The organism is Paraburkholderia sp. RHO2 (assembly GCF_050955445.1).
Classification (GTDB): Bacteria; Actinomycetota; Actinomycetes; order Mycobacteriales; family Mycobacteriaceae; genus Prescottella; species Prescottella agglutinans_A.
In genome coordinates this window covers 3,307,783-3,329,032 of record NZ_CP162617.1, presented here as the reverse complement: position 1 = coordinate 3,329,032, position 21,250 = coordinate 3,307,783, and the positions used below count along the sequence as shown (strand labels likewise).

The 21,250-nt window shown below is 71.1% G+C and carries 19 protein-coding genes and 1 other RNA gene; 11 read left to right on the top strand and 9 right to left on the bottom strand.

The genetic code is table 11. The annotated features are described in order from the left end of the window. Positions 1–4: 4 nt before the first annotated feature. Genes ABTV10_RS15455 through ABTV10_RS15445 form a run of 3 tightly spaced genes read right to left on the bottom strand, consistent with a single transcriptional unit; the run spans position 5 to position 2,158 of the window. Complete coding sequence (locus ABTV10_RS15455) at positions 5–985, bottom strand: SURF1 family cytochrome oxidase biogenesis protein (protein WP_499028262.1); 981 nt, start codon at positions 983–985, stop codon at positions 5–7. A 29-nt stretch (positions 986–1,014) separates the two neighbouring features. Next, complete coding sequence (locus ABTV10_RS15450; protein WP_499028260.1) at positions 1,015–1,476, bottom strand: low molecular weight protein-tyrosine-phosphatase; 462 nt, start codon at positions 1,474–1,476, stop codon at positions 1,015–1,017. A gap of 1 nt (position 1,477) precedes the next feature. Continuing rightward, the gene (locus tag ABTV10_RS15445; RefSeq protein ID WP_499028258.1) at positions 1,478–2,158 is read right to left on the bottom strand and encodes an HAD hydrolase-like protein; all 681 of its coding nucleotides are present in this window, start codon (positions 2,156–2,158) and stop codon (positions 1,478–1,480) included. A 74-nt stretch (positions 2,159–2,232) separates the two neighbouring features. Between ABTV10_RS15445 and cobC the strand changes: the two genes are divergently transcribed. The 4 genes from cobC (at position 2,233) to ABTV10_RS15425 (ending at position 6,388) form a co-directional block, all read left to right on the top strand. Further along, positions 2,233–3,291, top strand: a complete 1,059-nt coding sequence (cobC, locus tag ABTV10_RS15440; protein WP_499028255.1) for an Rv2231c family histidinol phosphate aminotransferase CobC — start codon at positions 2,233–2,235, stop codon at positions 3,289–3,291. After that, positions 3,288–4,433, top strand: a complete 1,146-nt coding sequence (locus ABTV10_RS15435) for a Nif3-like dinuclear metal center hexameric protein (protein WP_499028253.1) — start codon at positions 3,288–3,290, stop codon at positions 4,431–4,433. Before cobC ends, ABTV10_RS15435 begins: the two co-directional genes overlap by 4 nt. A 99-nt stretch (positions 4,434–4,532) precedes the next feature. After that, positions 4,533–5,270 (top strand): zinc ribbon domain-containing protein, encoded by a 738-nt coding sequence (locus ABTV10_RS15430; protein WP_499028251.1) that lies wholly within the window; start codon positions 4,533–4,535, stop codon positions 5,268–5,270. Further along, the gene (locus tag ABTV10_RS15425) at positions 5,267–6,388 is read left to right on the top strand and encodes a bifunctional RNase H/acid phosphatase (RefSeq protein WP_499028249.1); all 1,122 of its coding nucleotides are present in this window, start codon (positions 5,267–5,269) and stop codon (positions 6,386–6,388) included. The genes ABTV10_RS15430 and ABTV10_RS15425 overlap by 4 nt, the downstream gene beginning before the upstream one ends. Here ABTV10_RS15425 and ABTV10_RS15420 read toward each other — a convergent pair. Beyond that, positions 6,366–6,815, bottom strand: coding sequence for a DUF4383 domain-containing protein (locus ABTV10_RS15420; RefSeq protein WP_499028247.1), 450 nt, complete (start codon positions 6,813–6,815; stop codon positions 6,366–6,368). The two genes, ABTV10_RS15425 and ABTV10_RS15420, sit on opposite strands and share 23 nt — an antisense overlap. A gap of 321 nt (positions 6,816–7,136) precedes the next feature. On the opposite strand from ABTV10_RS15420, the gene ABTV10_RS15415 reads away from it, so the two are divergent. Continuing rightward, positions 7,137–8,534 (top strand): dicarboxylate/amino acid:cation symporter, encoded by a 1,398-nt coding sequence (locus tag ABTV10_RS15415; protein ID WP_499028245.1) that lies wholly within the window; start codon positions 7,137–7,139, stop codon positions 8,532–8,534. On the opposite strand, the gene ABTV10_RS15410 is transcribed toward ABTV10_RS15415, so the two are convergent. Beyond that, a complete protein-coding gene (locus ABTV10_RS15410) occupies positions 8,518–9,045 on the bottom strand; it encodes a DUF1697 domain-containing protein (RefSeq protein WP_499028243.1) in 528 nt (175 codons plus the stop codon). The genes ABTV10_RS15415 and ABTV10_RS15410 overlap by 17 nt on opposite strands. Positions 9,046–9,131: 86 nt before the next feature. Here ABTV10_RS15410 and rnpB point away from each other — a divergent pair. From rnpB to ABTV10_RS15395, 3 genes are all read left to right on the top strand, one after another. Beyond that, positions 9,132–9,560, top strand: an RNA gene (gene rnpB / locus ABTV10_RS15405) — RNase P RNA component class A. A 396-nt stretch (positions 9,561–9,956) separates the two neighbouring features. Further along, positions 9,957–10,142 carry a hypothetical protein gene (locus ABTV10_RS15400; protein ID WP_433605218.1) on the top strand — a complete coding sequence of 62 codons (186 nt, stop codon included), beginning with the start codon at positions 9,957–9,959 and terminating at the stop codon, positions 10,140–10,142. Further along, positions 10,130–11,566 carry an RNB domain-containing ribonuclease gene (locus tag ABTV10_RS15395; RefSeq protein ID WP_499028241.1) on the top strand — a complete coding sequence of 479 codons (1,437 nt, stop codon included), beginning with the start codon at positions 10,130–10,132 and terminating at the stop codon, positions 11,564–11,566. Before ABTV10_RS15400 ends, ABTV10_RS15395 begins: the two co-directional genes overlap by 13 nt. Positions 11,567–11,578: 12 nt before the next feature. On the opposite strand, the gene ABTV10_RS15390 is transcribed toward ABTV10_RS15395, so the two are convergent. The 4 genes from ABTV10_RS15390 to panB all read right to left on the bottom strand — a co-directional run bounded on the left by ABTV10_RS15390 (position 11,579) and on the right by panB (position 14,923). Beyond that, on the bottom strand, positions 11,579–12,472 hold the full coding sequence (locus ABTV10_RS15390) for a CHAD domain-containing protein (RefSeq protein WP_499028239.1): 894 nt from the start codon (positions 12,470–12,472) through the stop codon (positions 11,579–11,581). 44 nt (positions 12,473–12,516) lie between these two features. Next, positions 12,517–13,473, bottom strand: a complete 957-nt coding sequence (pip, locus tag ABTV10_RS15385) for a prolyl aminopeptidase (protein WP_499028237.1) — start codon at positions 13,471–13,473, stop codon at positions 12,517–12,519. Between the two features lie 3 nt (positions 13,474–13,476). Beyond that, complete coding sequence (locus ABTV10_RS15380) at positions 13,477–13,947, bottom strand: hypothetical protein (protein WP_499028236.1); 471 nt, start codon at positions 13,945–13,947, stop codon at positions 13,477–13,479. 127 nt (positions 13,948–14,074) lie between these two features. Beyond that, positions 14,075–14,923, bottom strand: coding sequence for a 3-methyl-2-oxobutanoate hydroxymethyltransferase (gene panB, locus ABTV10_RS15375; RefSeq protein ID WP_499028235.1), 849 nt, complete (start codon positions 14,921–14,923; stop codon positions 14,075–14,077). Positions 14,924–15,153: 230 nt separating this feature from the next. On the opposite strand from panB, the gene ABTV10_RS15370 reads away from it, so the two are divergent. The 3 genes from ABTV10_RS15370 to ABTV10_RS15360 all read left to right on the top strand — a co-directional run bounded on the left by ABTV10_RS15370 (position 15,154) and on the right by ABTV10_RS15360 (position 21,249). After that, positions 15,154–16,728, top strand: coding sequence for an alpha/beta hydrolase (locus tag ABTV10_RS15370; protein WP_499028233.1), 1,575 nt, complete (start codon positions 15,154–15,156; stop codon positions 16,726–16,728). A gap of 68 nt (positions 16,729–16,796) precedes the next feature. Beyond that, positions 16,797–18,137, top strand: coding sequence for a type I glutamate--ammonia ligase (glnA, locus tag ABTV10_RS15365; protein WP_499028231.1), 1,341 nt, complete (start codon positions 16,797–16,799; stop codon positions 18,135–18,137). Between the two features lie 124 nt (positions 18,138–18,261). Then, positions 18,262–21,249: a bifunctional [glutamine synthetase] adenylyltransferase/[glutamine synthetase]-adenylyl-L-tyrosine phosphorylase gene (locus ABTV10_RS15360; protein WP_499028228.1), complete on the top strand. Its 2,988-nt coding sequence runs from the start codon at positions 18,262–18,264 to the stop codon at positions 21,247–21,249. Position 21,250: the final 1 nt, after the last annotated feature.

Below are 21,250 nucleotides of genomic sequence, written 5' to 3'. Positions count from 1 at the left end.
GTGCTCAGCGGTTCCTGCCGTAGCGGTCGGCAAGCTTGGCCTGCGACTCGCTGAGCGGAGCGTCCTGTGCCTTGGACTTCTTGAGCAGTCCCTTGCGGGCGGGAAGCCGGAAGTCGTCGCTCGGCGTCGTCGCGTCGAGTTCCGCCGGCGCGGTGACCCTCGCCGTGGGAGTCGCAGGCTCCGGATCGGGCCCGGGCGCAGGCTCGGGAGGTGCCGCGGCGGCCCCGGCTGCGGCTGCGGTGGCGTCCCGCGCCTTCCGTCGCTCGCGGAGTTCGGCGCGAACGAAGTAGGCCAGGCCCAGCGGCGCCATGATGCCGAACGCGAGCCACTGCAGGCCGTACGACAGGTACGGTCCGGCGTCGAGCTGGGGCAGCGGGATGGTGCCGAGCCCGCCCGGCTGGTCTTCGTCGAGCTGCAGGTATCCGTTGACCAGGTCGGTCCCGATGAACTGGCCGATCTGGCCCGAGTCGATGAAGTACACCTGGTTGGCGCCGGCCTCGTTGATCGGTTCCTTGCCGACGACCGTTCCCTCGGACATGCGGATGCGGCCCTGGAGCGTCACCTCACCGGCCGGCGCGGCCGGGATCGACGGTGCCGTGGTGCCCTCGACCGGGCGCACGTAGCCGCGGTTGACGAGCATGGTCTGCCCGTCGCCGAGCCGTATCGGCGTGAGCACCTCGTAGGCAGGAGCGTCCTCGACCGAACGCAGGCGCACGAGCAGATCGCTGTCGGGAACGTAGGTGCCCGTCGCGACGACCTTCCGCCACTCGTCCTGGGGTGTGGGACCGGTGCCGACGATCAGGTCGTCGATGGGGACCGCGTCGGCGTTGATGGACTGCTCGAGCAGCCCGTTCCGCTCGGACGTCTTGGTGTTCTTACCCAGCTGCCACGGCGCCAGCACCGTGAAGCACATGAAGGCGAAACCGGCCACGACGGCTGCCAACGCCAGCCAGCCGGGTCGCAACAGAAACGTCAGCCTTCGCACGACTACCACGGTACTGGCTCGCCGGCAGCTCAGTTCTCGCGCACCCAGGTCAGCAGGCCCGGCACGGCGGCCTCGATCTGGTCGCGCACCAACTCGAAGTCGGTGATGTCGCCGTAGTAGGGATCGGGCACCGAATCGCCGTCCGCGTCCGGGTCGAAGCTGCGCAGCAGCCGACGGCGCTCGGCGGGCACGCCGAGCCGGGCGAGGATCCGGTCGTGCCCGCGGTCCAGTGGAACCACCAGGTCGGCGGCCAGGTGGTCGTCGTCGACCTGTGCCGCACGGTGGCCGGTCGGATAGCCGGCGGCCTCGAGTACCTTGTCGGTCCGCCGGTCGGCGCCGTCGCCGATGTGGTAGCCGTGGGTGCCGGCACTCGTCACGCGGACCCGGTCGCCGAGACCGGCGCGGAGCACATGCGCGGCGAAGATCCGCTCCGCCATCGGGGACCGGCAGATGTTGCCGGTGCAGACGAACGTGACGTGAATCATGTCCATCTCAGGCCGGCCCCGTCAGGATCCGTGCGAGTTCCGCGACCGTCGGCGCCGACCAGCGGGCGCCCTGGGCCTCCGCCGTGGTGCCGTAACCCCACTCGACGAACACCGTCGGGATGCCCCAACGGGCCGCGCCGTGGACGTCGTGTTCGCGGTCGCCGATCATCACGACGTCGGCGACCGCGCCCGCGGCAGCCGGGATGCCGAGACCGCCGAGCACATGCTCGATCACGTCGGCCTTCGCGCGCCGCGAGCCGTCGGAGCTGGCCCCGCCGATGACCTCGAAGTACCCGGCGAGGTCGAAGTGCTCGAGGATGCGGATCGCGAACTTCTCGGTCTTGGACGTCGCGACCGCGAGGCGTGCCCCGGTGTCCCGGGCGAGCGCCAGCATCGGCTCGATGCCGTCGTACACCTCGTTCTCCGACCAGCCCACCGCGTCGTACCGCTCGAAGTACGCCGCCAGCGCTGCCGTCGTCGTCGCCTCGTCCAGGCCCATCGCGTGCATCGAATCCATCAGCGGCGGGCCGATCACGGTCGCGAGCATGTCCGCGGTGGGCTCGGGTCGACCGACCGCCGCGAGGGCGTGCCGGAAGCCGTTGTGGATGCCGAGCGCGGAGTCGGTGAGGGTGCCGTCCAGGTCGAACAGCATCACGGGAGCGAGGGGATCGGATGGGGAAGACGTCACCGCTCCATTGTGCTGCCATTGCCCGCGGACGCCCGGTCCGGTGCTCGCCCGTGCGCGCCGTAGGCTCGACGGCTATGGCATTCGGTTCGGGAACGGCGCAGGACGCGCTCGCGCGGCTGCGGCACCACGGCGACGCGGAGGCGCTGCCCGGACTGCTGGACTTCGCGGTCAACGTGCAGGGCGACGGCCCGCCGGAGTGGTTGCGGCGCAGGCTCGCCGGCGCGGTGGCCGGGCTCGGCCGGTATCCGAGCGCCGACGCCGAGCGGCGCACGCGCGAGCAGGTCGCGACCCGCCACGGGCGCGCCGCCGAGGAGGTGCTGCCGCTCGCGGGCGGCGCCGAGGGATTCGCGATGCTGCCGCGGCTCGGCGTCCGCGAGGCCGCGCTGATCCACCCGTCGTTCACCGAACCCGAGCTGGCGCTGCGCGAGGCCGGCGTCCCCGTCACGCACGTCGTGCTCGACGCCCCCTACCGGCTCGATCCGGCGGCGGTGCCCGAGTCCGCCGACCTCGTCGTGCTCGGCAACCCCACCAACCCGACGTCGGTACTGCACCCGGCCGCCGATGTGCTCGCGCTGCGGCGTCCGGGCCGGATCCTGGTGGTCGACGAGGCGTTCATGGACGCGGTGCCGGGGGAGCCGGAGTCGGTGGCCGCCCGGTCGCTGCCCGACGTCCTGGTGCTGCGCAGCCTGACGAAGACGTGGGCGCTCGCCGGCCTGCGGTGCGGGTACGCCCTCGGCCACCCCGACGTCCTGGAGCGGCTGTGCCACGGACGGGCGCACTGGCCGGTCGGCAGCCTGCAGCTCGAGGCGGTCACCGCGTGCAGCGAACCCGCGGCCGTCGCGGAGGCCGGCGAGCAGGCGCGAAGGATCGCGGCCGACCGCGACGCGGCCGTCGGACTGCTGCGCGCCGCCGGCATCGACGTGCACGTGCCGGCGGCGGCCCCGTTCCTGCTGCTGCACCTGCCCGACGGCGAAGGCATGCGCACCCATCTGCGCGCGCGGGGGATCGCGGTGCGCCGGTGCGACACCTTCCCGGGCCTGGGTCCGGACTTCCTGCGCATCGCGGTGCGGCCGCGAGCGCTGACCGAACAGTTGATCGCCGCCATGAGCGAGCTGACGAGGGAGATGCTGTGACGACACCCCCGACCACTCCACGCCTTGCCGATGTGATCGCGGCACTCGAGGCCGCCTACCCGCCGGCGCTGGCCGAGTCGTGGGACTCGGTGGGCCTGGTGGCCGGCGACCCCGCGGACGCGGTGCGCAGGGTCGTCGTCGCGGTCGACGCGACCGCCGCGGTGGTGGACGAGGCCCTCGACTCCGGTGCGCAGCTGCTGCTGGTGCACCATCCGCTGCTGCTGCGCGGGGTGGACACCGTCGGCGCGCACACCCCCAAGGGCGCGCTGCTGCACCGGCTGATCCGCGGCGGCTGCGCCCTCTACAGCGCACACACCAACGCCGACCGCGCCGATCCCGGCGTGTCCGACGCGCTCGCCGGGGCGCTCGGGCTGGTCGACACCCGCCCGCTGATCCCGATCCCGGACACCGTCACCGACAAGTGGGTGGTGATGGTGCCGACCACGGACACCGCCCGGGTGCGTGCGGCGCTGTTCGATGCCGGCGCCGGTGAGCTCGGCGACTACCGCGAGTGCAGCTGGACGGTGACCGGCGAGGGCCAGTTCCGGCCGCTGGCCGGGGCGAACCCCGCGGTCGGCGCCGTCGGCGACCTCGAGGCGGTCGTCGAGGACCGGATCGAGGTGATCGCGCCGCGGTCCGCGCGATCGCGGATCCTGGCGGCGCTGCGCGGCGCGCACCCGTACGAGGAGCCGGCGTTCGACGTGTTCGAGACCGCGGACTTCCCGGGCCGCCGCGGGCTGGGCCGGATCGGCGCGCTGCCGCGGCCGCAGACGCTGCGCGAGTTCACCGCGCGGGTCGCGGCGGCGCTGCCGCGCACCGAGTGGGGCGTGCGCGCGGCCGGGGACCCCGACCGGATCGTCCGCACGGTCGCGGTGTGCGGCGGGTCGGGCGACTCGCTGCTGGGGACCGTCTCCGCGCTCGGCGCCGACGCCTACGTGACGGCGGACCTGCGACACCACCCGGCCGACGAGCACCTGCGCACGGGCGGTCCGGCGCTGGTGGACGTCGCGCACTGGGCCAGCGAGCAGCCGTGGTGCGCGCAGGCCAAGGACGTGCTCGACGCCCGCTTCGGGGACGTCGACGGCTGGGAGGTGCGGGTCACGGACCTGCGCACCGACCCGTGGACCGTGGCCTGTCACTGATGTGGTCGGTGTCCGGGGTTTTCGGGGGTACGGTTGACCTCTGATCTCGGTCCGTCCGAGCACCCCTGAAGACCAAGAACACAGCAGGAGCTTCCACGCGTGAACGTCGATCCCTCAGTGCAGTCCAAGCTTCTCCAGCTCGCCGGTGTGGACACCGAGCTGGCACGGCTCGCGCACCGTCGCTCGACGCTGCCCGAACAGCAGGAGGTCGAGCGCCTCGAGGCCGAGCGCGTCTCCCGGAAGGACTCGTCGGTGGCCGTGGAGATCGTGCTCGACGACCTGGACCGCGACATCAAGAAGCTCGAGGGCGAGGTGGACGCCGTCCGCCAGCGCGAGGCGCGCGACCGGAAGCTGCTCGGGGGCGGCACTCTGGCCCCGAAGCAGCTGTCGGAACTGCAGCACGAGCTCAGCAGCCTCGAACGCCGCCAAAGTGTGCTCGAGGACGAACTGCTCGAGGTGATGGAGCGCCGGGAGGCGTCGCAGGCGGACCACGACCACGCGGGTGCGCGACTGACCCAGGCCGAGGACGAGCTGATCGACGCCGAGCGCCGCCGCGACGACGCCGTCGCCGACCTGGAGAAGTCGCAGGCGCGGTGCGAAACCGACCGGGCGGCCCTGATCGGCCAGTTCCCGGACGACCTGCTCGCCATCTACGAGAAGCAGCGCGAGCAGAAGGGCGTCGGCGCCGCGCTGCTGCAGGCCCGCCGCTGCGGTGCGTGCCGCATCGAGATCGACCGCGGCGAGATCGCCCGGATCGCGGCCACGCCCGCCGACGTCGTCGTCCGCTGCCCCGAGTGCGGCGCAATCATGGTGCGCACCAAGGAATCCGGTCTGTGACCCTGAGCCGCGTCGTCGTCGAGGCCGACGGTGGATCGCGGGGCAACCCGGGCCCGGCCGGCTACGGCGCGGTGGTGTTCGACGCCGATCGCGGTCGCGTCCTCGCGGAGCGTCGTGAGTTCCTCGGTGTGACCACCAACAACGTCGCCGAGTACCGCGCACTGATCGCGGGCCTGACCGCGGCCCGCGACCTCGGCGCGCGCGAGGTGGACGTCCGCATGGACTCCAAACTCGTCGTCGAGCAGATGTCGGGCCGGTGGAAGGTCAAGCATCCCGACATGATTCCGCTGGCGCAGCGGTCGCGGGAACTGGCCGATTCGTTCGCACGGGTGACCTACACGTGGATTCCGCGCAGCGAGAACAGCCACGCCGACCGCCTCGCCAACGAGGCGATGGACGGCGAGGACGCGATCACGTCGGGGTTCGTCGCCGACGAGAACGCCGACGCCGAGCAGGCTGCGCCGGCCCGACCGGCCGCGGCGGCGCCGGGCTGGACCGGTGCCGTCGGCGCACCGACCCGGATGCTGCTGCTGCGGCACGGACAGACGGAATTGTCGGTCGAACGCCGGTATTCCGGTCGCGGGAACCCGCCGCTGACGGAGGTCGGCCGCGCGCAGGCGCGGGCGGCCGCCGAGCGGATCGCAGCCAAGGGGGCGATCGCGGCAGTGGTGTCGTCGCCGCTGGGCCGCGCCCGGGAGACCGCCGAGGCGGCGGCCGGCGCGCTCGGACTACCGGTGACGGTGCACGAGGGTCTGACCGAGACGGACTTCGGTAAGTGGGAGGGCCTCACGTTCGGCGAGGCCGCGGAGCGCGATCCGGACCTGCATCGCCGGTGGTTGTCGGACACGGCGGTGCGGCCGCCCCAGGGGGAGAGCTTCGACGAGGTCCGGGCGCGGATCGAGGCCGTGCGCGACGAGCTGACCGCCGCCTACGCCGGGTCGAACATCCTCGTGGTCACCCATGTGACGCCGATCAAGACGCTGCTGCAGCTGGCGCTCGACGTGGGACCATCGCTGCTGTACCGCCTGCACCTGGATCTCGCGTCGCTCAGCATCGCCGAGTTCTACCCGGACGGCGGCTCGTCGGTGCGGCTGGTCAACGATACGTCGCATCTGTAGGGCCGTCGTCGTGGCGCGGTACCGCGACGCCGAGGAAGACCAACGTCACCCCGACGACGAGGTGGAGCCAGCTGGCCGCACGGTCGATCGGCATGAAGTTCGACGCCGTCTCGGCGTCGATGACCAGTCCGTACACGCCCAGCAGGATCGCGACCAGGCCGGTGCCGATGAGGAACATCTCGGCGGCGGCCAGCGTCCGCGACAACACCAGACCGAGAATTCCCGTCGTGATGTGTGCGACGTTGTGGAGCACGGACACATCGGTCCAGCCGAGCAGTCGGGCGTCCGTGCCGGGCCCGGCCAAGGTGATGTCGCCCAGGCCGGACGTGACACCCGGAACGAATCCGAGGATGCCGATCACCAGGACGGTCACCGAGACGGCGATCGTGACCAGTTGGGTGGTGGTTCGGGCCAGGCCCTCGTCCATCGCAATCGCTCCTCGGCGGTGGGTTGGTGCGCGTCGGCGACATCACAGTCGCGCTCCATTGTCCGCCCCTCCCACCTCATGGGTGCCCGATTGGATTCCGCGCGAGTGGGGGGCGTAGCCTCTTGCGCTGTGAACGCCCTGCTGACCTGTCGCCGCTACGTCGACAACTGTCTGCAGGCGAGCGCGGTCTGTCACGCCTGACACCCGGTAGACCACTCGAGTCCCGGGCCGGCTCATCCCACTGAGCCCGCCGTGCGTCCCCTCGGTCGCGCGCATGTCGTCGTGCGCCGCCGTCTCCACATCTCCACCGGAAAGGCCCCCATGTCGGCCCCCACCCTCGACGCGCCCCGGCGCGCCCTGCCCAAGTGGGCAACCTCGTTCGGACCCCAGATCGTCGCCGGTCTGATCCTCGGTCTCGTCATCGGTCTGATCGCCCGGTCGATGCCCGACGCCGCCGACGGCAACGAGAACTGGCTCGTCGGCACCGTCAAGACCATCGGTTCCAGCTACGTCGCGCTGCTCACCGTCGCGGTGATCCCGCTGATCTTCACCGCCGTCGTCAGTTCCATCGCGAACCTGCGCAATGTCGCGAACGCGGCCCGGCTCGCGGTCCAGACACTGCTGTGGTTCGCGATCACCGCGTTCATCGCGGTGCTCGTCGGCATTGCGGTGGGTCTGATCACCCAGCCGGGCGCCAACACCACGGTCGACGCCGCGCAGGCGACCGCGCCCAAGACCGGCGGCTCGTGGTGGGCGTTCCTCACCGGCCTCGTGCCGCAGAACTTCCTCGGCCTCGGCGCCAAGACCACCGTCACCGGTGACGCCGCGTCGGGTCTGTCGGCGACGACGTCGCTGAGCTTCAACGTCCTGCAGCTGCTGGTCGTCGCGATCGCGATCGGCATCGCCGCCCTCAAGGTGGGGGAGAAGGCCGAGCCGTTCCTGAACTTCAACGCCGCGCTCCTCGCGATCGTGCAGAAGGTGCTGTGGTGGATCATCCGCCTCGCCCCGATCGGCACCGCGGCCCTCATCGCCAAGGCCGTCGCGACCTACGGTTGGGACGCCATCGGCCAGCTCGGTGTCTTCACCGTCGCCGTCTACATCGGCCTCGCGATCGTGTTCTTCGTGGTGTACCCGATCCTGATCCGCGTGCACGGGCTGTCGGTGAAGAACTTCTTCTCCGGGGTGTGGCCGGCCACGCAGCTGGGCTTCGTGTCCCGGTCGTCGATCGGGACGCTGCCGCTCACCGAACGCGTGACCGAGCGCAACCTCGGCGTGCCGCGCGAGTACGCGTCGTTCGCCGTGCCGCTGGGCGCCACCACCAAGATGGACGGCTGCGCCGCCGTCTACCCGGCGATCGCCGCGATCTTCGTCGCCGAGTTCTACGGCGTGGACCTGGGGTTGACCGACTACCTGCTCATCGTCGTGGTGTCGGTGATCGGATCGGCGGCCACCGCCGGAACGACCGGCGCGACCGTGATGCTCACGCTGACCCTGTCCACGCTGGGACTGCCGCTCGCCGGTGTCGGTCTGCTGCTGGCGGTCGAGCCGATCGTCGACATGGGCCGCACCGCCGTCAACGTCACCGGGCAGGCGCTGGTGCCGACCATCGTCGCGAAGCGGGAGAAGATCCTCGACGAGGACCTGTACAACGCGCCCCGCAAGGGCGACCCGTTCGCCGACGAGTCGCTCGAACCCGCCGGCGCTAACCGAGGAGCTTGACCAGCGTCCGGAGATTGCGGGTGGTGGTCACGGCCTTGAGCTTCGGCTTGCCGGTGTTCTTGCCGAACGTGCTGTCGAGGGTCCGGCCGCGTTCGACCTCCCAGTACAGGACGCCCTCGCCGCCCTGGATGCGCTCGATCGCGGGATCGAGATCGCCCTGTACCTCGAGCAGGGCGGCGAGGACGGCCGGCTCCGCCGTGAACATCACGTACGGGTGCCAGCCGTCGCGCTCCGGATCGAACGGGTACGCCTCGACGATCGCCGCGAGCGTGTCCAGGTCGAGGACGAACAACCACGCCTCGTAGCCGAACGCGGCGCGCAGCGCGGATTCGATGCGGGCCTTCAACGCCGCGGTGTCCGTCGACTCCGTGGTGAACAGGACGTTCCCCGACGCGAGGACCGTCTTGACGTCGTCGAACCCGAGTCCGGTGAACACCCGGCGCAGATCCGCCATCTTGATGTTGATTCCGCCGACGTTGATTCCACGCAGGAGTGCCACATATCGGGTCATGCGGCGACCCTACTGGCGCGCACCGACATCGTCCGGCGGTGCCGATTCGGACCCGGCCCGCTCACCCAGTAGGCTGGTCGTGCGGACGAGTTGGCCGGGCGGCCGCGGCGACGGGAACCGGCATCCTCGAGATGTCAGGCCCGGTGCCGAGGAAAGTCCGGACTCCACAGAGCAGGGCGGTTGCTAACGGCAACCCGAGGTGACTCGCGGGACAGTGCCACAGAAAACAGACCGCCGGCGCGCGAGCGTCGGTGAGGGTGAAACGGTGCGGTAAGAGCGCACCAGCACCCCAGGTGACTGGGGTGGCTAGGTAAACCCCGCCCGGAGCAAGGTTGAAGGCCGCACCGGTGTCCTCTCAGGACGCGGTGTGCGGCTGCGCAGGTGTTCGAGGGCTGCTCGCCCGAGCCTGCGGGTGAACCGCTCGAGGTACCCGGCGACGGTGTGCCCAGATGGATGGTCGCCACCCGGCGCGTGAGCGCCGGGGACAGGATCCGGCTTACACGCCGACTCGTCCGCCCAATCCGAGTAACGACGAAGGCCCCCGGAAGAATCCGGGGGCCTTCGTCGTACGCGCGCTACTGGAAGTAGCCGCCGAGCGGGTTCACGATGAGGAGCTTGGCCCAGTACTCGGCGTCAGCCTTGCCGAGGTACGGGAGCAGGGTGTCGAAGATGATGTAGGACATGCAGGACTCCGATCTCTGACGCATCGCGTCGGTACATGAGGGACAGGTGCACCGGCGATTCGGTGACGCGTGGGCGTCGACGCGAGTGCGCCGTACGCGCAGAGATTAGCAGGCCGAGCGGTTTTGTCACAGAACTACGTCGACAACTTCACGGCGACTTCACACAACGATCACGTAGCGTCCGCCGATGCGATGGTGGCGGCGCCGGCAGCGGGGCACACTGAGGGCATGAGCGACGACGACAAGCAGTGGTATTTCAGCATCTCGGACGGGTCGGTCAGCCAGGGCAAGTCGCCCAACGTCTTCGACCGGATGGGACCGTATCCGGACCGGGAGAGCGCCGAGCGCGCGCTGCAAACGGCGGCGGAACGCAACAAGGCAGCGGACGACGCGGACGCCGAGTGGAACGATTGAACGGTAGGCCGCGGGCCGTCGGGATGGCCCGGGTCACCGCGCACGGTGTCGACTTCGACTCGGTGCGAGCCGAATTCGCCCTCCTCGACGAGTTCTCTCCGGAGGTGCTCGCCGAGGTGGCCGGTGCGGTGGACACGTGGAACGGTGAGCGCGAGGACCGGACCGACCTCGCACTCGTGACGATCGACCCGCCGGGGTCGATGGACCTCGACCAGGCGCTGCACCTCGAGCGGACCGCCTCCGGGTTCGTGCTGCACTACGCCATCGCCGACGTGGCCGCCGTCGTGCGCCCGGGCGGCGCGCTGGACAGCGCGACACGGGACCGCGGACAGACCTTCTACCTGCCCGACGGTTCGGTGCCGCTCCACCCGCGGGCGCTGTCGGAGGATGCGGCCAGCCTGCTGCCCGACGTCGTCCGTCCGGCGGCGCTGTGGCGGATCGAGTTGGACGGGCGGGCCCGGCCCACGTCGGTAGCCGTCACGCGGGCTCTCGTCCGCTCGGTGGCCCGCTTCGATTACGCGACGGTGCAGGCGCATTCGGAGACCGGGACGCTGCACCCGTCGATCCGGTCGCTGCCCGAGTTCGGCAGACTGCGCGCGGTCGCGGCGATCGAGCGGGGCGCGATCGAACTGCGCCTGCCCGAGCAGCGCGTCGTGCGGCACGGTGACGGCTGGAAGGTGGAGATCCAGCCGCGGACCGACGCGGACGACTGGAACGCCGAGGTGTCCCTGCTGACGGGCATGTGCGCGGCGCGACTGATGCTCGACGCGGGGGTCGGCCTGCTGCGGACGATGCCGCCACCGCCCGGCGCCGCGGTGGAGTCGCTGCGCCGCACCGCCGGCGCCCTCGGTGTGCCGTGGAGCGACGGTCGCGGCGTCGGTGAGGTGCTCGCCGCGCTGGATCCGAACACGGCGGCGTCGCTCGTGATGATGACGGAGGCGACGACACTGCTCCGCGGCGCCGACTACGTCGCCTTCGACGGCGAGTTGCCCGCAGTGTCAGGTCATTCGGGAATCGGTGGCTCCTACGCGCACGTCACGGCGCCGCTGCGGCGGCTGTCCGACCGGTTCACCACCGAGGTGTGTCTCGCGGTGTCCGCCGGTACCCCGATCCCCGAGTGGGTGCGGGCGGCGCTACCGAGCCTGCCCGCCGTGATGCGGGCGTCGGACGCCCGCGCGAACAAGGTGGACCGCGCGTGCGTCGACCTCACCGAGGCGGTTCTCCTCGCCGGACGCGTCGGGGAGGTGTTCGACGCCACCGTCCTGCGGGCGGCGGGGGACAAGCGCGGTGCCGAGGTCTTCGTGCCCGCGATCTCGGTCATCGCCAAGTGTGCCGGGGATCCGGCGGAGGGCGACGAGGTGAAGGTCCGGTTGGTCGCCGCCGACGTCGTCGGTCGCTCGGTGCAGTTCGCGTTCCCGGCGTAGGCCGTTCCGGCGTCAGGTCGTGAAGTCGAGTTCCCGGTGGGCCCGTCGGATCGCCTTGACGTGCCGCGGGAGTTCGGCGGCGGCGCGGACGCCGACCTGCTCCTCGGTGGCGTACAGCAGCCCGTACGTGAACGTGTCCTCGTCGTCGTCGCGGGCCTGCGCGACCGTGTCGACGATCCACCCGCGCGCGAGGACCCCGTCCTGGTGGTCGCCGAGCATGGTCTGCAGCGACTTCGCGGCGGCCCCGAGGTCGGCGGCGGACGGCTCCGCCACCGCGACGGCCTCGGCGGCGTACCGGAGTTTCTTGGCGCGCTTGCGCACCCGGTGCAGGGCGGGGCCGATGTCCGCGCCGTCATCGTGCTCGAGCGCACGTACCTTCTTCGCGGCCTTGCGGAGCTGCCGGTACGCCTTGTCCAGCCCGCCGCGCAGCGTCATCTCCGCGGGGACGGCGTGGTCGCCCGAGGTGACCTCGTCGAGCAGGGCGCACAGCGCCGCGTACCGCGCCTGCGCGAGCACCTCGACCGCGTGGGCGTGCGCCGCCCGGTACAGGTCCTCCTGCGTCCCGACGAGGCGCTGGTGCACCGACCCGACCACGAGATCGGCGGGTTGGTCGTCGATCAGGTCCGAGAACCGGGCAGCGAGGACCTCGGCGTCGCGGGCCTTGCCGAGAACCGATCCGAGCCAGCGCAGTTCGTCCCGGGCCGTGGCGGTGGCTTCGGGCGGGAATGCGTGTCGGAACGAGCCCAGCAGGCTGCGCAAGCGTCGCGTGGACACCCGCATCTGGTGCACCGAGTCCGGGGCGTCGGCGCGCACGTCGGCGGCGAGCGACGACAGTCGCTCGTAGTGCTGCCGCGCCGCCGGGACGATCACGTCGGCGACAGCGGTGCCGTGCTTTCGTGCTGCCACGGTTCAGGTCTACCAGTGCGGACGGTGCACGTCGACCGAAACCGTCACGCGCGGAAGCGGTCCGTGGCCTCCACCAGATGGTGTGTGATTCCCGGTTCGACTGCGGCGTGCCCCGCGTCGTCGACGATGTGGAGCTCGGAGGCCGGCCATGCGCGGTGCAGCTCCCACGCGCTCGTCGCCGGGCACACCACGTCGTAGCGGCCCTGGACGATGACGCCCGGAATCGACGCCAGGGTCGCGGCATCGCGCAGCAGCTGGCCCTCGTCGATGAAGCCGGCGTTGCGGAAGTAGTGGTTCTCGATCCGGGCGAACGCCAACGCGAACCTCGGCTCGGACGTCTCCTCGACCCGCTCGGGCCGGGGCAGCAGGCTGCTGGTCGCACCCTCCCAGCTGGACCACGCGATCGCGGCGCCGAGCGCCACGTCGGGGTCGTCGGAGTGCAGCAGCCGGTGGTAGGCCTCGACCAGGTCGCCCGAACGCTGCTCCGGCGGAACCGGAGCGAGGAACTGCTCCCACCGCTCGGGGAACATGTGCCCGGCGCCGCCGTTGTAGTACCAGTCGATCTCGCTGCGGCGCAGCAGGAAGATGCCGCGTAGCACCAGTTCGGTGACCCGCTCCGGGAATCGCTGCGCGTACGTCAGCGCCAGCGTCGACCCCCACGACCCGCCGAACACCTGCCAGCGGTCGATGCCGAGATGCGCACGCAGCGTTTCGATGTCGGCGACGAGGTGATCGGTGGTGTTCACCGACAGGTCGGCGCCGTCCGCGACGTGCGGGGTGGACCGGCCGCACCCGCGCTGATCGAACAGCACGATGCGGTAGGCGGCGGGGTCGAAGAACTGCCGGTGCGCCGGATCGGTCCCGCCACCGGGGCCGCCGTGCAGGAACACCACCGGCTTGCCGGCGGGATTGCCGCTCACTTCCCAGTACACGCGCTGGCCGTCACCGGCGGCGAGGAATCCCGTCGCGTGCGGCGCGATCGGGGGATACAGCGTCCGCACCGGTCAGAACCCGATCAGCCCGGACGCCAGGTTCTGGATCTCGAGCGCCTCCAGCGCGCCCTGGCGCACCTGTGGGCACTGCGCCGACGTGATCGTGTCGATCTGTCCGCGGTCGCCGGCGAGCTTCAACAGGTCCATGCCGTTCGCGGTGGCCCACGAGACCACGACGGTGTTCAGGCCGCCCTTGCCGATCGTCGGCGTGTAGGTCCGCCAGTTCTGCAGCTGTCCTTCGATGTCCGAGCACAGCTGAGCGGCCTGCGCTTCGGTGACGCCGGCGACCTGTCCGCCCGACGAGCCGGGCTTCGAGGGTGCCGCCGACGCCGCCGCGTCGGAGGTGTTCGCGGTGTTGCCGGGCGTCGGGGACTCGCCGGTGCTGCTGCATCCGGCGGCGAGCGAGGCCAGCGCCGCGGTCGCGGCCACCCTCGCCGCGGTCGCGGCGAGGGTGGCCGCGAGTCGTCCTCGGCGTTCGGTCATGGTGCACCTCGGGTTTCTCTCGGGGACCGGCTGCGGCGGTCGGGAATGTCGAGTGTGCCAAAGATTCGGGGGCGACGACCGACTCCCTCGGTCGCCGCCCCCGAATCTCGCACTGGACGTCGGTGGCTCAGAAACTGTGCTCTGCGGCCGGGAAGGTGCCGGCCCCGACCTCTGCGGCGTATGCCGCGGCGGCATCGCGCAGGGCGCCGCCGACCTCGCCGAACCGCTTGACGAACTTGGCGGTCTTGCCGCTCGTGAAGCCGGCCATGTCCTGCCAGACGAGCACCTGGGCGTCGCACTCGTTGCCGGCGCCGATCCCGACGGTCGGGATGGTGAGCTTGCGGGTCACCTGGCCGGCGAGCTCGGCGGGAACCATCTCCATCACGACGGAGAAGGCGCCGGCCTCCTGGACGGCGATGGCGTCGGCGATGAGCTGCTCGGCGCCGTCGCCGCGACCCTGGACCCGGAAGCCGCCGAGGCTGTTGACCGACTGGGGGGTGAAGCCGATGTGGGCCTGGACGGGAATCCCGGCCGCGGTCAGCGCCGCGATCTGCGGGGCCACCCGCTCGCCGCCCTCGAGCTTGACGGCGTGGGCCTGACCCTCCTTCATGAAGCGGAAGGCGGTTTCGAGCGCCTGCTGTGGCGACGCCTCGTAGGTGCCGAACGGCAGATCGGCGATCACGAGGGCGTGCGGTGCGCCGCGCACCACGCCGCGGACGAGGGGCAGCATCTCGTCGATCGTGACCGGCACGGTGGTGTCGTAGCCGTACACCACGTTGGCGGCCGAGTCACCGACGAGCAGAACGGGGATGCCGGCCTCCTCGAAGAGGCGGGCACTGGAGTAGTCGTACGCGGTCAGCTCCGCCCAGCGGGTGCCCTCGGACTTCATCGCCTGCAGGTGATGGATCCGAGTCTTGCGCTTGGGTGCGTGGGAGGGGGCGGAGCCGGTCGAACCGTACGGAGCGGTTTCGGACATCGTTGTCCCTTTCTGGCCTCGAGGCCCGCGCGCGGGTCCCCGGGTTGGGTGATGACGGCTCAAGTCTGCCACCGCGTCGCGGGGCCGCGAAGGGCCGTTTCGGTGCCGTTCGTCACACCCGCGCCCCGCGTTTTTCGCACTTACCGCGGTGGGGCGCCGGGTCCGGTCGCGACAAGTGCGCGAAACGCGGAGGACCTGGTGTTTCGGGTCGGCGTGGCACGATCGACTGCATGCAGTGCAGACCCCGAATGCTCCTGGCCGCCGCGATCGGGACGGTGGCCGTGCTCGCGGCCGGCTGCAGTTCCGGGGTGACCGGTGACGGCGAGCGGAACGTCACGGGCACGCCGGTCGCTGCGGAGGCCGTGCCGGGGGCCGGTGTCGTCCCGTCCGGCCTCGAGTCCTTCTACACCCAGGACCTCCGGTGGGGGTCGTGCGACAGCTACGCGACCGGCGGGGAGGTGCTCAGCCCGACGCTCGAGTGCGCGACCGTCACGGTCCCGCTCGACTACGCCGACCCGGGTGGAGAGACCGCGCAGATCGCGATCTCCCGCTCACCGGCGACGGGCGCGCGACTCGGGTCGCTGCTGGTCAATCCGGGCGGGCCCGGGGCGTCGGGGCTCAGCAGCGCCTCGGTGGCCGACGGCACCGAGGTGGCCGAGCGGTTCGACGTCATCGGCTTCGATCCGCGCGGGGTGGGTGCGTCGACGCCGCAGGTGCGCTGCCAGACCCCGCAGGAGGCCGACGCCGAGCGTCGTGACCCGGACGTCGACATGAGTCCGCAGGGGATCGCCGAGTCGGAGCAGGAGAACCGCACGTACGCGGCACGCTGCGCCGAACGGTCGGGGCTGCCGCTGTTGGCGCACGTCGGCACGCGCGAGGTGGTGCGGGATATGGACGTCATCCGCTCGGTGCTGGGCGACGCGAAGCTCAACTACCTCGGGTTCTCGTACGGCACCCGGATCGGGACGGCGTACGCCGAGACGTTCCCGCAGAACGTGCGGGCGATGGTCCTCGACGGCGCGCTCGACCCCGAGCAGGACCCCGTGGAGGAGGTGGTGCTGCAGGGTGCGGGATTCCAGCAGGCGTTCGACGCCTTCGCCGCCGAGTGCGCGTCCTCCCCGGATTGCCCGCTCGGCACCGATCCCACCGCGGCGAACGCCCGGTTCCGGGCGCTGGTCGACCCGCTCCTGACCCGTCCGGCGGCAACGACGGATCCGCGTGGACTGAGCTACGACGACGCGATCACCGGTGTGCAGCAGGCGCTGTACTCGCCGAGCCTGTGGAGTTCGCTGCGCGGTGGGCTGACTCAACTGACCGAGGGCCGCGGGGACACCCTGCTGCTGCTGGCGGACATGTACGAGGGCCGTGGCGACGACGGCAGCTACTCGAACATCAACGACGCGTTCAATGCGATCCGGTGCGTCGACGACCCGCCGGTCACCGACCGTGCGGTCGCGGGGGAGGCGGACGTCCGGTACCGGCAGGCGGCGCCGTTCCTCGACGACGGCCGCGGGACCGGCAATGCGCCGCTCGACATGTGTGCGTTCTGGCCGGTGCCGAACACCGGCGCGCCGCACAGCATCGACGTGCAGGGGCTGCCGCCGTTGGTAGTGGTGTCGACGACCGAGGACCCGGCGACCCCGTACCAGGCGGGCGTCGACCTCGCCAAGCAGTTGGGCGCATCGCTCATCACCTACCGGGGCGCTCAGCACACCGCTGCGTTCGACGGCGTCGCGTGCGTGGACGACCCTGTGACCGCGTACTTCGTGGATCTGACCACACCGGATCCGGACCTGACGTGCTGAGCTGGGGCGGACGAGACGAATTTCACCATGTAACACAGATTTAACGCTGTGTGCTTAGTCTCGCGGACATGGATCGCCAAAAGGAGTTCGTGCTTCGCACCCTCGAAGAGCGCGATATTCGGTTCGTCCGACTGTGGTTCACCGACGTGCTCGGGTACCTCAAGTCGGTGGCGATCGCGCCTGCGGAACTGGAAGGTGCCTTCGAGGAGGGCATCGGGTTCGACGGCTCCGCGATCGAGGGCTTCTCCCGGGTCTCCGAGGCCGACATGGTCGCGAAGCCCGACGCGTCGACGTTCCAGATCCTGCCGTGGGCGCACAAGGACGGCGCGCAGCACTCGGCGCGCATGTTCTGTGACATCGCGATGCCCGACGGCACGCCGTCGTGGGCGGACCCGCGGCACGTGCTGCGCCGCCAGCTGGGCAAGGCCAGCGACCTCGGCTTCTCGTGCTACGTGCATCCGGAGATCGAGTTCTTCCTGCTCGAGAACAGTCCGGTCGACGGCACCACCCCGATCCCGGCCGACAGCGGCGGCTACTTCGACCAGGCGGTCCACGACCGCGCCCCGAACTTCCGCCGTCACGCGATCGACGCGCTCGAGTCGATGGGCATCTCGGTGGAGTTCAGCCACCACGAGGGCGCGCCCGGGCAGCAGGAGATCGACCTGCGCTACGCCGACGCGCTGTCGATGGCCGACAACGTGATGACGTTCCGGTACGTCGTCAAGGAGGTCGCGATCGACGAGGGCGTGCGCGCGTCGTTCATGCCGAAGCCGTTCAGCGACCAGGCGGGCTCGGCGATGCACACCCACATGAGCCTGTTCGAGGGCGACACCAACGCCTTCCACAATCCCGACGATCCGATGCAGCTCTCGGAGACCGGCAAGGCGTTCATCGCCGGAATCCTCGAGCACGCCAACGAGATCAGTGCCGTCACCAACCAGTGGGTGAACTCCTACAAGCGGCTGGTGCACGGCGGCGAGGCCCCGACGGCGGCCACCTGGGGACCGTCCAACCGGTCGGCGCTGATCCGGGTTCCCATGTACACCCCGAACAAGGCGTCGTCGCGGCGCGTCGAGATCCGCAGCCCCGACTCCGCGTGCAACCCGTACCTGACGTTCGCGGTCCTGCTCGCCGCCGGCCTGCGCGGCATCGAGAAGGGCTACGAGCTACCGCCGGAGGCCGAGGACGACGTGTGGGCCCTCACCGACGCCGAGCGTCGGGCGATGGGCTACAAGCCGCTGCCCGGCAGCCTCGCGGACGCGCTGCGCGAGATGGAGCGGTCCGAACTGGTCGCCGAGGCCCTCGGCGAGCATGTCTTCGACTTCTTCCTCCGCAACAAGCGGCGTGAGTGGGAGGAGTACCGCAGTCAGGTCACTCCCTTCGAGCTGAAGGCCTACCTGGGTCTGTAAGGCCGACCCGAGCAACCGATCCCGAAGAGGTGACCCGCGTGCCCCATCCGGCCAGTCCACGTTCGATTCGTGACGACGCCCAGACCGGGGGCCCCCGGTGAAGCCGCCGTACGCGAGGTCGGCCGTGCCCGGGGTGGGACGGCTCGGACTGATCGAGCCGACCGCGCCCGCCGAGTTGGACGCACTGGGATGGTCCAACCTCGACGGCGTCGAGTTGCTGTGGGCGCTGTCGCGAGCCGCGAACGCCGACCTGGCCCTGCGCACGCTGAGTCGGCTGCGGGAGGAACTCGGGGACGCGTGGACCGAACTCGATGCCGCGCTGCGCATCGACAAGGGACTACGGGGCAGGCTCTTCGGACTGATCGGCGCGTCGAGCGCGTTCGGTGATCACCTGGTCGCCGAACCGGCGTCGTGGAAGCTGCTGGCGGGAGACGTTACGCTGCCGTCGAAGGCGGAGCTGACGCGCCGCCTGCTGGCGTGCGTCGGGGCCACCCCCGAGACGGGGCCCAACGCCGCACCCATGCTGCACCGCGCCGCCGTCACGGGGCCCGAAGCTGTTGCGGCGCTGCGCAAGTGCTATCGCGACCAGATGATGGTCCTGGCCGCCGCGGACCTCGCCGCCACCGTCGAGAACGAGCCGGTGATCCCGTACCAGACTGTGGGGCATCAGCTTTCGGACATGGCCGATGCCGCGCTGACCGCCGCGCTGTCGGTGGCCGTCGCGGCCGTCTGCCCGGACGAGCCGTGTCCGGCCCGGATCGCGGTGATCGCGATGGGTAAGTGCGGTGCCCGTGAACTCAACTACGTCAGCGACGTCGACGTGGTGTTCGTGGCCGAGCCGTCCAACGCGCTGTCGAGCCGCATCGCGGGCGAGATGATGCGCATCGGGTCGTCGGCGTTCTTCGACGTCGATGCCGCACTGCGCCCCGAGGGCAAGCGCGGCGAGCTGGTGCGCACCCTCGACTCGCACATCGCCTACTACAAGCGGTGGGCCAAGACGTGGGAGTTCCAGGCGCTGCTCAAGGCGCGGCCGATGACCGGCGACCTCGAGCTCGGGCGGCAGTACGCGGAAGCGGTGGCCCCGATGGTGTGGACCGCGTCCGAGCGCGAGGACTTCGTGCCGGAGGTTCAGGCCATGCGGCGTCGGGTCGAGGACTCGGTGCCGCCCGAACTGCGCGAGCGCGAGCTCAAACTGGGACGCGGCAGCCTGCGCGACGTCGAGTTCGCGGTGCAGTTGCTGCAGCTGGTGCACGGCCGTGCCGATACCTCGCTGCGCGTCAAGAGCACCGTCGACGCGCTCACCGCTCTCGCCGCCGGCGGGTATGTGGGACGCGACGACGCCGCGAACCTGACGGCGTCGTACGAGTTCCTGCGACTGCTCGAGCACCGGCTGCAGTTGCAGAGACTCAAGCGCACCCACACGCTCCCGCCGCCGGAGGACGAGGAGGCGCTGCGCTGGCTGGCCCGCGCCGCGCACATGCGTCCCGACGGTCGCAACGACGCGTTGGGGGTGCTGAAGGCGGAGATCAAGCGCAACTCCCACCGGGTCCGGCGCCTGCACGCCAAGCTGTTCTACCGGCCGCTGCTCGAATCGGTCGCCCGCATCGACAAGGAGGCGCTGCGACTCAGCCCGGACGCCGCCGTCCGACAGCTGGCCGCACTCGGCTACTCGGCCCCGGAAAACGCTCTCGGTCACCTCACGGCCCTCACCAGCGGCGCGTCGCGGAAGGGTCGGATCCAGGCGCTGCTCCTGCCGACGCTGCTCGAATGGCTCGGTGACACCTCGGATCCCGATGCCGGACTGCTCGCGTACCGCCGGCTGTCGGATGCGCTCGTCGACGCCACCTGGTTCCTGCGTCTGCTGCGCGACGAGGCGGCGGTGGCGCAGCGGCTCATGACGGTGCTCGGCTCGTCGGCGTACATTCCCGACCTGCTGATCAAGGCGCCCGACGTCATCCGGCTCTTCGCCGACGGCCCGTCCGGTCCGCGGCTTCTCGAACCGCAGCCCGAGGACGTCGCCCGCGGCATCCTCTCGTCGTCGTCGCGGTACGTCGACCCGGTGCGGGCGATCGGGGCGGCACGCTCGCTGCGCCGGTACGAACTCGCCCGGGTGGCGAGCGCCGACATCCTCGGCATGCTCGAGGTCCCGCAGGTGTGCCGCGCGCTGTCGTCGGTGTGGGCCGCGGTGCTCAATGCGGCGCTGGCCGCGGTGATCCGCGCGAGCGAGGCGGAATCGGGCGAGCCCGCACCCGCGACGTTCGCCGTGATCGGCATGGGCCGGCTCGGCGGCGGGGAACTCGGTTACGGATCGGACGCGGACGTGCTGTTCGTATGCGAGCCCCGCGAGGGTGTCGACGAGACGCGGGCGGTCAAGTGGGCCAACCTGGTCGGCGACCGGGTGCGGACCCTGCTGGGCGCGCCCAGCACCGATCCGCCGCTCGAGGTCGACACCGGCCTGCGTCCGGAGGGGCGCAGCGGCCCGCTGGTGCGGACGCTCACGTCGTACGAGGCGTACTACGCGCAGTGGGCGCAGTCGTGGGAGGTCCAGGCCCTGCTCCGGGCGCACACCGTCGCCGGCGACGCCGATCTGGGGCTGCGGTTCCTGCACATGATCGACAAGACCCGGTACCCGGAGGGTGGGGTGTCGGAGCAGGCCGTCCGGGAGATCCGACGGATCAAGGCGCGCGTCGACTCGGAGCGTCTGCCGCGCGGCGCCGACCCGGCCACGCACACCAAGCTCGGTCGCGGCGGACTCGCCGACGTCGAGTGGACGGTTCAGCTCATCCAACTGCGGCACGCGCACGAGGTCCCGTCGCTGCACAACACCTCGACCCTCGAGACGCTGGACGCGATCGGGGCCGCGGAGTTGTTGAGCGAGACCGACATCGAACTCCTGCGCGATGCATGGCTCACTGCGACGAAGGCGCGCAACGCGCTGGTGCTCGTCCGCGGCAAGCCGACCGATCAGCTGCCGGGCCCGGGCAAGGTGCTCTCGGCGGTCGCCCAGGTGGCCGGCTGGCCGGGCGGCGACGCCAACGAGTTCCTCGACAACTACCTGCGGGTCACCCGTCGCGCGAAGGCAGTGGTGCAGCGGGTCTTCGGGGGCGAGTGAA